The 13,080-nt window shown below is 71.7% G+C and carries 14 protein-coding genes; 9 read left to right on the top strand and 5 right to left on the bottom strand.

The window, feature by feature from the left end:
• Positions 1-73 precede the first annotated feature (73 nt).
• The 4 genes from ABT116_RS17575 (at position 74) to ABT116_RS17560 (ending at position 4,009) form a co-directional block, all read left to right on the top strand.
• On the top strand, positions 74-2,464 hold the full coding sequence (locus tag ABT116_RS17575) for a sensor histidine kinase (protein WP_351633967.1): 2,391 nt from the start codon (positions 74-76) through the stop codon (positions 2,462-2,464).
• Positions 2,461-2,898, top strand: a complete 438-nt coding sequence (locus ABT116_RS17570) for a roadblock/LC7 domain-containing protein (protein ID WP_053674298.1) — start codon at positions 2,461-2,463, stop codon at positions 2,896-2,898. The genes ABT116_RS17575 and ABT116_RS17570 overlap by 4 nt, the downstream gene beginning before the upstream one ends.
• 22 nt (positions 2,899-2,920) lie before the next feature.
• Positions 2,921-3,331 carry a DUF742 domain-containing protein gene (locus ABT116_RS17565; RefSeq protein ID WP_351633964.1) on the top strand — a complete coding sequence of 137 codons (411 nt, stop codon included), beginning with the start codon at positions 2,921-2,923 and terminating at the stop codon, positions 3,329-3,331.
• 72 nt (positions 3,332-3,403) lie between these two features.
• Positions 3,404-4,009 carry a GTP-binding protein gene (locus tag ABT116_RS17560; RefSeq protein ID WP_351633957.1) on the top strand — a complete coding sequence of 202 codons (606 nt, stop codon included), beginning with the start codon at positions 3,404-3,406 and terminating at the stop codon, positions 4,007-4,009.
• A 19-nt stretch (positions 4,010-4,028) separates the two neighbouring features.
• On the opposite strand, the gene ABT116_RS17555 is transcribed toward ABT116_RS17560, so the two are convergent.
• The gene (locus ABT116_RS17555) at positions 4,029-4,457 is read right to left on the bottom strand and encodes a PPOX class F420-dependent oxidoreductase (RefSeq protein WP_351633954.1); all 429 of its coding nucleotides are present in this window, start codon (positions 4,455-4,457) and stop codon (positions 4,029-4,031) included.
• 104 nt (positions 4,458-4,561) lie between these two features.
• Between ABT116_RS17555 and ABT116_RS17550 the strand changes: the two genes are divergently transcribed.
• The 4 genes from ABT116_RS17550 (at position 4,562) to ABT116_RS17535 (ending at position 7,320) form a co-directional block, all read left to right on the top strand.
• Positions 4,562-4,975 (top strand): roadblock/LC7 domain-containing protein, encoded by a 414-nt coding sequence (locus ABT116_RS17550; RefSeq protein WP_351633952.1) that lies wholly within the window; start codon positions 4,562-4,564, stop codon positions 4,973-4,975.
• 152 nt (positions 4,976-5,127) lie between these two features.
• Positions 5,128-6,054: a DUF6397 family protein gene (locus ABT116_RS17545; protein ID WP_351633949.1), complete on the top strand. Its 927-nt coding sequence runs from the start codon at positions 5,128-5,130 to the stop codon at positions 6,052-6,054.
• A 98-nt stretch (positions 6,055-6,152) separates the two neighbouring features.
• Positions 6,153-6,524 carry a VOC family protein gene (locus ABT116_RS17540; RefSeq protein ID WP_351633946.1) on the top strand — a complete coding sequence of 124 codons (372 nt, stop codon included), beginning with the start codon at positions 6,153-6,155 and terminating at the stop codon, positions 6,522-6,524.
• 10 nt (positions 6,525-6,534) lie between these two features.
• Entirely contained in the window at positions 6,535-7,320 is a 786-nt protein-coding gene (locus ABT116_RS17535; RefSeq protein ID WP_351633943.1) for an Fpg/Nei family DNA glycosylase, read from the top strand.
• 60 nt (positions 7,321-7,380) lie between these two features.
• On the opposite strand, the gene ABT116_RS17530 is transcribed toward ABT116_RS17535, so the two are convergent.
• From ABT116_RS17530 to ABT116_RS17520, 3 genes are all read right to left on the bottom strand, one after another.
• Positions 7,381-8,334: a DMT family transporter gene (locus ABT116_RS17530; RefSeq protein ID WP_502983887.1), complete on the bottom strand. Its 954-nt coding sequence runs from the start codon at positions 8,332-8,334 to the stop codon at positions 7,381-7,383.
• Between the two features lie 62 nt (positions 8,335-8,396).
• The gene (locus ABT116_RS17525) at positions 8,397-9,269 is read right to left on the bottom strand and encodes an acyl-CoA thioesterase (RefSeq protein WP_351633941.1); all 873 of its coding nucleotides are present in this window, start codon (positions 9,267-9,269) and stop codon (positions 8,397-8,399) included.
• Between the two features lie 37 nt (positions 9,270-9,306).
• Positions 9,307-11,820 carry a DEAD/DEAH box helicase gene (locus ABT116_RS17520; RefSeq protein WP_351633938.1) on the bottom strand — a complete coding sequence of 838 codons (2,514 nt, stop codon included), beginning with the start codon at positions 11,818-11,820 and terminating at the stop codon, positions 9,307-9,309.
• Positions 11,821-11,965: 145 nt separating this feature from the next.
• On the opposite strand from ABT116_RS17520, the gene ABT116_RS17515 reads away from it, so the two are divergent.
• Positions 11,966-12,760, top strand: a complete 795-nt coding sequence (locus ABT116_RS17515) for a metal-dependent hydrolase (protein WP_351633935.1) — start codon at positions 11,966-11,968, stop codon at positions 12,758-12,760.
• A gap of 56 nt (positions 12,761-12,816) precedes the next feature.
• On the opposite strand, the gene ABT116_RS17510 is transcribed toward ABT116_RS17515, so the two are convergent.
• Positions 12,817-13,062, bottom strand: a complete 246-nt coding sequence (locus tag ABT116_RS17510) for a type B 50S ribosomal protein L31 (RefSeq protein ID WP_010040933.1) — start codon at positions 13,060-13,062, stop codon at positions 12,817-12,819.
• Between the last annotated feature and the right edge of the window lie 18 nt (positions 13,063-13,080).

The raw sequence follows: 13,080 nt of genomic DNA, 5'->3' as shown, positions 1-13,080 counted from the left end.
GGTCGGGTAGTCCTCGCGGTGTTCGAGCAGGAAATCCCGCGCGTCGCGGAACAGCTCCGTCGCCGATGCCCTCCTGGCCCTGTGGGGATACGCCACCGTCACCACCGCCCAGGACGTCTCCCGGCTGCGGCAGGTCCAGCGCGTCGACGCCACGGTCCGCGCTCCCGTCTCCGCCGCCGTCACCGCCCTCCAGGCCGAACGCGCCGCCGCCGTACGTCACGCCACCGACCCGTCCGCCGTCCGGACCGACGAACTGGACGAGCTCGCCCGGCGCACCGACCGGGCCGTCGCGAAACTACGGCTCGGACAGGGCACCACCGTCGCCGACAGCGGGGAACTGCCCGCCGGAGTCGCCCAGCGGCTGAAGACGTTCGTCTCCGGTGCCGAGCAACTGCGGCCGCTGCGCACCGCGGTACGGGACCGGCGCGCCGGCTGGGCCGAGACGTACGACCGCTACACCCGGACCATCTCGGCCGCCTTCGGCGTCGGAGGCGCCCTCACCGGCATCCGGGACGCCGACCTCGGATCCGACGCGCGCGTGCTGCTCGAACTGGCCCGCGCTGGCGAGGCCTTGGCCCAGGAGGACGCGCTGCTGGACAGCGCCCGCCTGGACGGCACCCTGACGGGGGAGCGGCTGCGGCTCTTCACCGGCGCCGTCGACCTGCGCCGTACCCTCACCGAGTCGGCCGTCGCGGACCTGAGCGGCGTGGAACGCTCCGCCTGGGAGACCCTCGCCGACAGCAGCGCCTACGCCGGCCTGGGCGACGCCGAGGACGTCGTCCTCAGCCGCGGGCCGGGCGCGAAGGCGGTCGAAGCGGCACCCGAGAGCACCTGGAACACCGCACACGCGCGCGTGCAGAACGGCATGCGCACCATCGAGGACGACGCGGCACGCGGGGTCGCCGAGCGGGCCGACCCGTTCACCCGAGGACTGCTCACCCCGGCCGGCGCCGCCGTCCTGCTCGGCCTCGCCGCCGTCGCCGCCTCGCTCGTCATCTCCGTGCGCATCGGCCGCGGCCTCGTGGTGGAACTGGAGGGCCTGCGCAACAGCGCCCTGGAGATCGCCCGGCGCAAACTGCCCGACGCCATGCGCAGACTGCGCGCGGGCGAGGAGATCGACATCCGCGCCGAGGCCCCGCCGAAAGCGCCCGCGGAGGACGAGACGGGGCAGGTCGCCGAGGCCCTCACCACCGTGCACCGCGCAGCGCTGCGGGCCGCCGTGGAACGCGCCGAACTCGCCAGCGGAATCTCCGGCGTCTTCGTCAACCTCGCCCGCCGCAGCCAGATCCTCGTCCACCGGCAGCTGGCCCTCCTCGACAGCATGGAACGCCGCTCCGACGATCCGAACGAGCTGAGCGACCTCTTCCGCCTCGACCACCTCACCACCCGTATGAGACGCCACGCGGAGAGCCTGATCATCCTCTCCGGGGCCGCCCCGGGCCGTGCCTGGCGCATGCCGGTCTCCCTGACGAACGTGGTCCGCGCGGCCGTCTCCGAAGTGGAGGACTACGCGCGCGTGGAGGTACGGCAACTCCCCGAGGCGGCCGTCGTCGGCGCGGCCGTCGCCGACCTCACCCATCTGCTGGCCGAGATCATCGAGAACGCCGCCCAGTTCTCCCCGCCCCACACGCGTGTACGCGTCACCGGCGAACCCGTCGGCAACGGCTACGCCGTCGAGGTCGAGGACCGCGGCCTCGGCATGGGCAAGGAGACCCTCGCCGAAGCCAACCGCCGCATCGACCGGTCCGAGGCGCTCGACCTGTTCGACAGCGACCGGCTCGGCCTGTTCGTGGTCAGCAGGCTCGCCGCCCGGCACGACGTCAAGGTCCACCTGAGGACCTCCCCGTACGGCGGCACCACCGCGGTCGTCCTGCTGCCCACCGCTCTCCTTCACACGGGCGCGGCACCACGCTCCCCCGAAGCGGTGGAACCCGCGCGGCAGTCCGAGGCGCGCGCCTACGCGCGCGTGCCCGACGACACCCCGCTCCAGGACGCCGTCCCCGCCCGGAGCGACCGGCGCGCCCTCGTGGCCCCCGTACCGGCCGCCGCGGAGCCCGAGACCTCGCCCCACGCGGATCTCTCCCCTCGCGTGGAGACTTCGCGACACACGGAAACCTCAGGTCACGCGGACGGCCCGCGTCACCTGGAGACCCCGAGCCAGACCCCACCCCCAGGAGTCGCCACCTTGCGACTGCACCGCCCACCGCAGCAGCCCGAAGACTCCGACGACCTTCCGCGCCGCGTACGTCAGGCCAGCCTCGCTCCCCAACTGCGCGACAAGCGCCCCGAGGAACAGCCGACCTTGCCTGCTCCCCGGGACGACGAGCGAACGCCCGAACTCGTACGGGATCGGATGGCCGCCTACCGCGACGGCTGGGCGCGCGGCGGCGGCAGGCATCCCGGCCGTGGTACCACTCCCGGCCCCGCGACGGGCAGCGACAGCAGCGAAGGAGACCCCGCATGATCCAGGACCCGAGCACACAGTCCGCCCGGCGATCCGGCGAACTGGACTGGCTGCTGGACGATCTGGTGCTCCGCGTGAGCGACATCCGGCACGCCGTGGTGCTGTCCAACGACGGCCTCGCCGTGGGCGCCTCGTCCGGCCTGCGCCGCGAGGACGCCGAGCACCTCGCGGCGGTCGCCTCGGGCTTCCACAGCCTCGCCAAGGGGGCGGGACGGCACTTCGGCGCCGGCGGAGTCCGCCAGACCATGGTGGAGATGGACGAGGGCTTCCTGTTCGTGGCCGCCGCGGGCGACGGCTCCTGCCTCGCCCTCCTCACCGCCGTCACCGCCGACATCGGCCTCGTGGCCTACGAGATGGCCCGCCTGGTCAAACGCGTCGGCGAGCACCTCGGCACGGCGCCCCGCACGGCCGCGCGGCCACCCGCCGCCGGATGAACCGGGAGAACGGTCCGTGCAGATGACCGAGGACATGACGGGCACCCCGCGCGAGCAGGGCAGCCAGTGGTACGACAACGAGGCCGGTCCGCTCGTCCGCCCCTACGCCATGACGGGCGGACGTACCCGGCCCGGCCCCACCGGCGTACGGTTCGACCTGATCGCCCTGGTCACGCTGGACCCGGGGGCGCCCGGAGTGGACGACGCCCCGCTCGGCCCGGAACACCGCAACCTCATCGACCTGTGCCGCCCGGAGACCCAGTCGGTCGCCGAACTCGCCGCAGGCGCGGACCTGCCGGTCGGTGTGGTCAGGGTCCTCCTCGGTGATCTCCTCGAACTCGGCTGCGTCACCGTCAGCCGTCCCGTCCCACCGGCACAGCTGCCCGACGAACGCATCCTGCGCGAGGTGATCGAGGGCCTGAGAGCGCTGTAGCCCCGACGCACCGACGGAAAACCGCACCACCCACGCACTCCCGACACCCGGCACTCCTGAGAGAAGTGATCAATGGTCTCCGAGCACTCCGACGCCCCGGACGGCGAGACCGCCGCGCTGGCGTTGAAGATTCTGGTCGCCGGCGGATTCGGCGTGGGCAAGACCACCATGGTGGGCGCCGTGAGCGAGATCCGGCCGCTGCGCACCGAGGAACTCCTCAGCGAAGCAGGGCAGTCGGTGGACGACACCGACGGTGTGGACCACAAGACCACCACGACCGTCGCCATGGACTTCGGACGCATCACCATCCGGTCCGGCCTCTCCCTGTACCTGTTCGGCACGCCGGGCCAGGACCGCTTCTGGTTCCTGTGGGACGAGTTGTCGCAGGGGGCGCTCGGTGCGGTGGTCCTCGCGGACACCCGCCGCCTGGAGGACTGCTTCCCCGCGGTCGACTACTTCGAGCACCGGCGCATCCCGTTCGTCGTGGCCGTCAACTGCTTCGCGGGCGCCCGGCGGCACGGCGCCCCGGACGTCTCGCGCGCACTCGACCTCGACAGGGGCACACCCGTGGTGCTGTGCGACGCCCGTGACCGCGACTCGGGAAAGGAGGTGCTGATCCGGCTCGTCGAGTACGCCGGGCGGATGCACACCGCCCGGCTGCTCGACTCGGTCGGCTGAGCGACGACGGGGCCCGCGGTCAGTTCGCGACGTCCCGCTCGGCCAGCACCCTGTCGACGGTGACGCGGACGAGGAGTTCGCCGGGGACGCCGTTGCGCGCACCGAACTCCTCGGCGCGCTCCTCGCCCATGTACCGCGCGCCGATCCGGGTCGCCCAGTGCCGTATCTCGTCGAGGTCCTCCGAGACGCGGGCGCGGCCTCGCAGCACCACGAACGAGTACGGCGGCCGGTCGTCGTCCACGCACAGGGCGATCCGGCCGTCCCGGACGATGTTGCGCCCCTTCACGCTGTCCTTGCCGGTGTTGAACACCACCTCGTCGCCGTCCAGGAGGAACCAGATCGGAACCACGTGCGGGCCGCCGTCGGCCCGGACCGTGGAGAGCTTTGCGGTACGGGTTCCATGGGAGACGAACTCCCGCCATTGCGCGTCGGTCATCTTCTCTGCCATGGCTCCCATCCTCCTTGCCCCGACCGATGTCGTGGGGAAGGCTGACAAGGAGATCCTCCGGCCAGGAGGAAATTCGCACGGGGAGAAAACGGGGAGAACGGAAGATGGCGCAGAACCAGGGACTCGACTGGCTGCTGGACGACTTGACCGAGCGCGTCCACGAAGTGCGACACGCACTGGTCCTGTCCAACGACGGCCTGGTGACCGGCGCGAGCACCGGACTGCGCCGCGAGGACGCCGAGCACCTCGCGGCCGTGTCGTCCGGGCTGCACAGCCTGGCCAAGGGCTCCGGACGGCACTTCGGCGCGGGCAGCGTACGCCAGACGATGATCGAGTTCGACGACGCGGTGCTGTTCGTCACCGCGGCCGGCACGGGCAGTTGTCTGTGCGTCCTCAGCGGCGCGGAGGCCGACATCGGCCAGATCGCCTACGAGATGACACTGCTGGTCAACCGGGTCGGCGAGCGTCTCGACGTCGATGCGCGCCAGCCCGGACCAAAACCGATCACAGACCTCTGACCTGCACGTTCGTCATCCCCCGTGGAGTTATCCACAGGCTCGCCATGAGATCCGCCGAAGCGGCTACGGTTTTTTCGTGGCCGTCGCACACGGCCACGGCACACGGCCACCGCACACGGCGTGAGCCGCTGACTCCACGGGGGAGACCGACCATGGCACGCATCAGCACGACATCCGACCGCACCACCTGCGCCCCGAGCCGGGCCGCCCGTGAACTGGAGCTCAAGCGGCGCGAGTTCGACCTCGCGGTGAACCTGGGGATCGTCCGGACCGTTCCCGACGAAGGAGGCGGGGGCAGGCATGTGGCCCGGGCCGAGATCGACCGGTTGCGCTCCGGGGACGGTTTCCCGGGCGCCCTGCGCGAACGCGTCGCGACCGCCGGCACCACGGAGGGCGCCGAGCTCATGGGGGTGGCGCCCACGAGGTTCACGAGCCTCGCGCGCTATGGCCTGCTGGTTCCGGTGACGTTCTACCTGAATCGCTATCGGACCGTCGTATGGCTGTATCTGGCCGAAGAGCTACGGCAGTTCGCGGCCGAGAGGTGCAACGCCCGGCTGCTGACCGCCCGCCGCACGCCTCCGGAGATCCGGGAAGGACTGAAGGCCGGAATGGACCGGCGGCCCCGCAACTGGCGGGGGCGTCACGTCGGGTTCCTGACGCGGCAGGCCGGCGACGACCCGTGGGCGCACGCGGCAGCGGTCGCCTCCCTCCTCGACCCGGCCGACGTGGCGGACGTCGTCCAGGACCCCGACGAGCGTGCCCGCCTGGCCCGCCGCCGCCCCCGGCTCCCGGTGCACGGCACGCCCGGTTCACCCACCGCCGAGCTGGCCCGAACGCTGATGACGGCGAGTGAGCCGGACGAGGTGGCCTGGTTCCGCGCGGACCTGACCCACACGATGGAGACGGCCCGCCGGCACGACCCCGAGACCAAGGCACCTTCGCCGACCCCGCCATCAGAGCCAGAGCCCCCCGCCTCACCCCCGACCAAGGCGGCGAACCGGCCCGCGCCCTCGGGCTGCACCCCTCCCCACGGCCTGCTGAGCTGGTTCCGCCGCAGAGGCCGGCGGTCGGCAGGGTGACCCGGCAGTACCGCGTCACCGCCGGGCGGCCCCTCGGCCGATGACTTTCCGGATGCGCCGGGGTCACACCCTGAGCAGACTGTGTCCGGGAGGCGACCATGTTCGGTACGACGAAGGCGTTCAGCGGTTTCTCGGTGGACGACATCGACGCGGCCAAGGCGTTCTACGCCGACACGCTCGGGCTCCGGGTGTCGGAGGAGAACGGGCTGCTGATCCTGCACATCGCGGGTGACCGGGACACCCTGGTCTACCCCAAGCCGGACCACACGCCGGCGACGTTCACCATCCTCAACTTCCCGGTCGACGACATCGAGGCCGCGGTCGACGAGCTCGGCAGGAGAGGGGTGCGTTTCGAGCGTTACGACCACCTCAAGACGGACGACAAGGGCATCTTCCGCGGCGGCGGCCCGCTGATCGCCTGGTCCACCGACCCGGCGGGGAACGTGCTCTCCGTCCTGCAGGAATCCTGACGCGCCCGTCGTGCCCGAGCTTCCGGACGTCGAAGGCTTCCGGCAGGTGCTCGAGTCCTGCGCGAAGGGACGCCTCATCCGCCGGGTCGACGTGCGGGACCCGGGCGTTCTGCACGGCGTCGACACCCGGCGGCTGCGGGACGCGCTCGAAGGGAGGCGGTTCGGTACGCCGGAGCGGCACGGCAAGTGGCTGCTCGCCCGTACCGGCGGTCCCACCCTCGTCCTGCATTTCGGCATGACCGGGCGGCTGGTCTGCGGGCATGTCGATGATCCCGTCGAGACGCATGACCGCGTCCTGTTCACCCTGGGCGGCGGCCGCCGGCTGTGCTTCCGAGACCAGCGCAAACTGCAGGGACTCTGGCTGGCCCACGACGAGTCCGACGTAGACCGGCTGCTGCGGAGGCAGGGGCCCGATGCGCTGAAGGTGGACCGTGCGGAGTTCGAGGAGGCTCTCTCGTCACGCCGGGGGCATCTCAAGACGGCCCTCACCGACCAGTCCGTGCTCGCCGGGCTCGGCAATCTGCTCGCCGACGAGATCCTGTGGCGGGCCCGGCTGCGTCCCGACCACGGGGCGCGTGATCTCACCCCGGAGGACTGCCGTCGCCTGTACAGCGAGATGCGCCGCACCCTGCGCTCGTCCGTCACCGCCGGCTGCGTACCGCCGCGTGACTCCTGGCTCACCGGCCACCGGGACGACCGTGACCCGAGGTGCCCGCGGTGCGGCGCCGGGCTGCGCCGGACCCGTATGGCGGGCCGGGGCACGGTGTGGTGCCCGCGGTGTCAGCCGGACGCGTGATGCGGCGAAAGCTGGGCCGACAGCAGGGCTCGCCGCGGCGTCCCGTCGTGGACCTTGCGGTCAGGGTGCCGCAGCGGTCTCGCGCTCGTCCTCGGGGGCCACCAGCGACTGTGTGAACGGAATGCGCGCCAGCGCGAGCACCCCGGCGGCGATCAGCCCGACGCCGATCAGCTGGGGCAGCAGCCACCACCCGGAGCGGATGGTCTCCTCGTACAGGGTGATGCCGAGGGCGAGGCTCACCAGGGCGTCGCCGAGGGTGAGCGCGGGCTGCGAGGCGACGAGGGGGCCGGCCTGCATGGCGTTCTCCAGCAGGAACAGCGCGCACACGCCGGTGGCGGCGAAGGCGTACGTCTGCCAGGCGGTGAGGAAGCCGACGAGGCCCTGCTCGTCGAGGATATGGGTGGCGGCCTTCATCAGTGCCGCGGTCACCGCGTAGCTGATCGCCGTCGCGGCACCCAGGCAGGCCGCCCGTGCCCGGCCCTCGGGCCGCCGCAGGGCCGCGACGGCGAGGGCGACGACCGCCCCCGCGCACACGGCGAGCGCGGGAATCCAGCGGTCCAGCGCCACATGGGTGCGGTTGCCGGCGGGGGAGGCGGCGGCGAGCGCGACCGCCAGACCGGCCACCACGACCGTGACGGCCAGCCAGCCCCTGCCCGGCAGGTGCCGGTGCATCAACAGAGAGGCGACGATGAGAGTGAGCGGCAGCTCCAGCACGAACAGTGGCTGCACGATGGTCAGCGGCCCGGTGGCCAGCGCCAGCGCCTGGCAGACGGCGGCGCCGATCACCGCGAGGATGCCGGCCAGCCACACTGGCCGGCGCAGCAGATCGACGATCAGCCCGGCCCGCAACCCCTGGGAGGCGGGCACGGTGAGCGCCGCCTTGCGCTGCAGCACGGTCGCGACGGCGTTGCTGAAGGCGGCGCAGATCGCGAGCACGACGGGGAGCACGGTGTGCAGCGTGGCCACCTCCCGGATCGGCGGGCGTGCGACGTCGGCGGTGCCCGCTCCTGCCATGGTCGCCGGATCCGGTCGGGGGCGCGATCGGAACCCCGGCGGGCAGGGCCCCATCGGCGAAGTCAGCCCAGCTTCCGGAAGAGCCCCTCCTGCACCACGGACACGACGAGACTGCCCTCACGGTCGTAGATCCGGCCCCGGGCCAGGCCGCGGCCGCCGACCGCGATCGGCGACTCCTGGTCGTAGAGGAGCCAGTCGTCCGCGCGGAACGGGCGGTGGAACCACATGGCGTGGTCCAGCGACGCCATGTCGAAGCCGCGCGGGCCCCACAGCGGCTCGACCGGGATACGGACCGCGTCCAGGAGGGTCATGTCGCTGGCGTAGGTGAGGGCACAGGTGTGCACGAGCGGATCGTCGCCGAGCGGTCCGACCGCGCGCATCCACACGGCGCTGCGCGGCTCGGCGTCGCGGGCCTCCTCGACGGTCCAGCGCAGCCGGTCCACGTAGCGGATGTCGAAGGGCTGGCGGCGGGCCATCCGCTCCAGCTGTTCGGGCAGCGCGCCCAGGTGCTCGCGGATCTCGTCCGTGACCGTGGGCAGGGACTCCGGGTCCGGCACCTTGCGGGCCGGCGGCAGCTGGTGCTCGAAGCTGCCCTCCTCCGGCTTGTGGAAGGAGGCGGTGAGGTTGAAGATCGTGCGGCCCTGCTGCACGGCCGTGACCCGGCGGGTGGTGAACGACCGCCCGTCGCGAACGTGCTCGACCTGGTAGACGATCGGCACGCCCGGCCGGCCCGGGCGCAGGAAGTACGCGTGCAGCGAGTGCACGGGGCGGTCGCCCTCGGTGGTGCGGCCGGCGGCGACCAGCGCCTGCCCCGCCACCTGACCGCCGAAGACCCGCTGCAGGGACTCCTGCGGGCTGCGGCCGCGGAAGATGTTGACCTCGATCTGCTCCAGGTCGAGCAGGTCGACGAGCCTCTCGGCAGGGTTGGTCGTCATGGGTGGGATTCTCCTGTGCTCGCTGCTGCCCGGCCCGTCACAGCTGGCCGACGTCGGTGACGCGGACGACCGCGCGGCCCTCCGCGTCCGAGGCCGTGAGGTCGACCTCCGCGCTGATGCCCCAGTCGTGGTCGCCGTTCGGGTCGTGGAAGATCTGCCGGACCCGCCAGAGGGCGTTCTCCGGCTGCTCCTCGATGAGCAGCAGCTTGGGGCCGCGGGCGTCGGGGCCGGTGCCGAGATCCTCGTACTCGTCCCAGTACTTGTCCATCGCCTCGCCCCACGCGTCGGCGTCCCAGCCGGACTCCCCGTCCATGTCGCCCAGTTCGCCGACCTGGTCGAGAGCGGCCAGCTCCACGCGGCGGAACATGGCGTTGCGGACCAGGACGCGGAAGGCGCGCGCGTTGGCGGTGACCGGCTTGACCTCGTCGGCCTTTTCCTGGGCCTCCTCGGCCGTCATCTCCGCCGGGTTGGCCAGCTGCTCCCACTCGTCCAGCAGGCTGGAGTCGACCTGGCGCACCATCTCGCCCAGCCAGGCGATCAGGTCCTGGAGGTCCTCGGACTTGAGGTCGTCCGGGACGGTGTGGTCCAGGGCCTTGAAGGCGCTGGCGAGATAGCGCAGCACGATGCCCTCGGTGCGCGCCAGCTCGTAGTGGGACACCAACTCGGTGAAGGACAGCGCCCGTTCGTACATGTCGCGGATCACGGACTTCGGCGACAGCGGATGGTCGCCGACCCAGGGGTGGCTCTTGCGGTACGTGTCGTACGCGTGGAAGAGCAGCTCCTCCAGGGGCTTCGGGTAGGTGATGTCCTGGAGACGCTCCATGCGCTCCTCGTACTCGACGCCGTCCGCCTTCATCTGGGCCACGGCCTCGCCGCGCGCCTTGTTCTGCTGGGCGGCGAGGATCTGCCGCGGGTCGTCGAGCGTCGACTCCACGACAGACACCATGTCGAGCGCGTACGACGGCGACTCGGGGTCCAGCAGCTCGAACGCGGCGAGCGCGAACGTGGACAGCGGCTGGTTGAGCGCGAAGTCCTGCTGGAGGTCGACCGTGAGGCGGACGATACGGCCCTCGGCATCCGGCTGGTCGAGCTTCTCGACGATGCCGCCGTCCAGCAGCGAACGGTAGATCGCGATGGCCCGGCGGATGTGCCGCAGCTGCTGCTTGCGCGGCTCGTGGTTGTCCTCCAGCAGCCGGCGCATCGCCTCGAAGGCGTTGCCGGGGCGGGCGATCACCGACAGCAGCATCGTGTGCGTCACGCGGAAGCGGGACGTCAGCGGCTCCGGCTCGGAGCCGATGAGCTTCTCGAAGGTCTGCTCCGACCAGGCGACGAAACCCTCCGGGGCCTTCTTGCGGACGACCTTGCGGCGCTTCTTGGGGTCGTCGCCCGCCTTGGCGAGGGCTTTCTCGTTCTCCACGACGTGCTCGGGAGCCTGCGCGACGACGAAGCCCTCCGTGTCGTACCCGGCCCGCCCTGCCCGGCCCGCGATCTGGTGGAACTCCCGGGCGCGCAGGGTGCGTACGCGGGTGCCGTCGTACTTGGTGAGGGCCGTGAACAGCACGGTGCGGATGGGGACGTTGACGCCGACGCCGAGTGTGTCGGTGCCGCAGATGACCTTCAGCAGACCGGCCTGTGCGAGCTTCTCGACCAGGCGGCGGTACTTGGGCAGCATGCCGGCGTGATGCACGCCGATGCCGTGCCGGACGTAACGGGAGAGGTTGCGGCCGAACTTGGTGGTGAAGCGGAAGTTGCCGATCAGCTCGGCGATCTGCTCCTTCTCCTCCTTCGAGCACATGTTGATGCTCATCAGCGCCTGCGCCCGCTCCACGGCCTGCGCCTGCGTGAAGTGCACGATGTATACGGGCGCCTGGCGGGCGGACAGCAGATCGGTGAGGGTCTCGGTGAGCGGCGTGTAGCGGTACTCGTAGGACAGCGGCACGGGCCGGGTCGCCGAGCGGACCACCGCGGTCGGGCGGTTCGTGCGGCGGGTGAGGTCCTTCTCGAAGAAGGAGACGTCGCCGAGCGTCGCCGACATCAGCACGAACTGCGCCTGGGGCAGCTCCAGGATCGGGATCTGCCAGGCCCAGCCGCGGTCGCCCTCGGCGTAGAAGTGGAACTCGTCCATCACGACCTGGCCGACATCGGCGTCCTTGCCGTCGCGCAGCGCGATCGACGCCAGGACCTCGGCGGTGCAGCAGATGACGGGGGCATCGGCGTTGACCGACGCGTCGCCGGTCAGCATGCCGACGTTCTCGGTGCCGAAGATCTTGCACAGCTCGAAGAACTTCTCCGACACCAGGGCCTTGATCGGGGCGGTGTAGAAGGTGACCTCGTCACGGGCGAGGGCCGCGAAGTGCGCGCCCGCCGCGATCATGCTCTTGCCGGAGCCGGTGGGCGTCGACACGATCACGTTCGCGCCGGAGACCACCTCGATCAGCGCCTCCTCCTGGTGGGGGTAGAGCGTGAGACCCCGCTCGCCGGCCCACGACTCGAAGGCTTCGTACAGGGCGTCGGGGTCGGGGGTCCGCGGCAGCTGATCGATGAGGGTCACGCCCCCATCTTGCCTGGCCCGGTGCCCGATGCGGGAATCGGCTGCGGGCCCGAAGATCACGAACGCTACGCTGGGGCGCCGACGGGACGTCAGCGCGCCCGGTCAACTGGACAGCGGCACATGAGGAATGGGGCGGGCAGCGGCCATGATGGGACCAGCACACTCATTGTCGGGGGCCGCCGCCTGGCTCGGCGTCGGTGCGGCCGCCGCGGCGGCCGGGCACCCGATGCCCTGGCCGGTCCTCCTCGTCGGCGCCCTGATCTGCGCCGGAGCCGCCCTCGCCCCGGACCTCGACCACAAGGCCGCCACCATCTCCCGGTCCTTCGGGCCGGTGTCGCGCTGGCTGTGCGAGATCGTCGACAAGTTGTCGTACGCCGTCTACAAGGCCACCAAGAAGCAGGGCGACCCGCGCCGCTCCGGCGGGCACCGCACACTGACGCACACCTGGCTGTGGGCGGTCCTGATCGGGGCGGGCACCTCGGTCGTGGCGATCACCAGCGACCGCTGGGGCGTGCTCGCGATCCTCTTCGTGCACATGGTCCTGGCCATCGAGGGCCTGCTGTGGCGGGCGACGCGCGGCTCCAGCAGCGAGGTCCTGGTGTGGCTGCTGGCCGCGACCACCGCGTGGATCCTCGCGGGCATCCTGGACAAGCCGGGCAACGGCGCGGACTGGCTGTTCACGGCGCCGGGCCAGGAGTACCTGTGGCTGGGACTGCCGGTGGTGCTGGGCGCGATCGTGCACGACATCGGGGACGCGCTCACCGTGTCCGGCTGCCCGATCCTGTGGCCCATCCCGGTCGGGCGCAAGCGCTGGTACCCGATCGGGCCCCCGAGGGCCATGCGCTTCCGGGCGGGCAGCTGGGTCGAGCTCAAGGTGCTGATGCCGGTGTTCATGCTGCTCGGCGGAGTGGGCTGCGCGGCGGCGCTCAATTTCATCTGAGCCCGGCCCCGGCACTCGCGCTCGACTTCATCCGAGCCCGGCCCCCGAATCGCGCCTCAGCCGCCGCCGTAGCGCCGCTCGAACGCGGCGACCCGGCCCTCCGAGTCCACCGTGCGGGCCTTGCCCGTGTAGAAGGGGTGGCTCTCCGAGGAGATCTCCACGTCCACGACCGGGTAGGTCTCGCCGTCGTCCCACTCGATGGTCTGGTCGCTGGTCGCGGTGGACCGGGTGAGGAAGGCGTACCCGGCGGCGCGGTCGCGGAAGACGACGGGGTGGTAGTCGGGGTGCTTGTCCTGCTGCATGGATGCTCCTCGAACAGC

Source organism: Streptomyces sp. NPDC002130 (assembly GCF_040296465.1).
In the GTDB taxonomy this organism is placed as follows: Bacteria; Actinomycetota; Actinomycetes; order Streptomycetales; family Streptomycetaceae; genus Streptomyces.
This window is presented reverse-complemented; position numbering and strand designations above follow the sequence as displayed.

Coding starts and splice junctions, on each gene's coding strand:
- ABT116_RS17570 (WP_053674298.1), top strand. CDS start 2,461: ATGATCCAGGACCCGAGCACACAGTCCGCCCGGCGATCCGGCGAACTG.
- ABT116_RS17550 (WP_351633952.1), top strand. CDS start 4,562: ATGGCGCAGAACCAGGGACTCGACTGGCTGCTGGACGACTTGACCGAG.
- ABT116_RS17530 (WP_502983887.1), bottom strand. CDS start 8,334: ATGGCAGGAGCGGGCACCGCCGACGTCGCACGCCCGCCGATCCGGGAG.
- ABT116_RS17510 (WP_010040933.1), bottom strand. CDS start 13,062: ATGCAGCAGGACAAGCACCCCGACTACCACCCCGTCGTCTTCCGCGAC.
- ABT116_RS17540 (WP_351633946.1), top strand. CDS start 6,153: ATGTTCGGTACGACGAAGGCGTTCAGCGGTTTCTCGGTGGACGACATC.
- ABT116_RS17565 (WP_351633964.1), top strand. CDS start 2,921: ATGACCGAGGACATGACGGGCACCCCGCGCGAGCAGGGCAGCCAGTGG.
- ABT116_RS17555 (WP_351633954.1), bottom strand. CDS start 4,457: ATGGCAGAGAAGATGACCGACGCGCAATGGCGGGAGTTCGTCTCCCAT.
- ABT116_RS17560 (WP_351633957.1), top strand. CDS start 3,404: ATGGTCTCCGAGCACTCCGACGCCCCGGACGGCGAGACCGCCGCGCTG.
- ABT116_RS17515 (WP_351633935.1), top strand. CDS start 11,966: ATGATGGGACCAGCACACTCATTGTCGGGGGCCGCCGCCTGGCTCGGC.
- ABT116_RS17525 (WP_351633941.1), bottom strand. CDS start 9,269: ATGACGACCAACCCTGCCGAGAGGCTCGTCGACCTGCTCGACCTGGAG.
- ABT116_RS17545 (WP_351633949.1), top strand. CDS start 5,128: ATGGCACGCATCAGCACGACATCCGACCGCACCACCTGCGCCCCGAGC.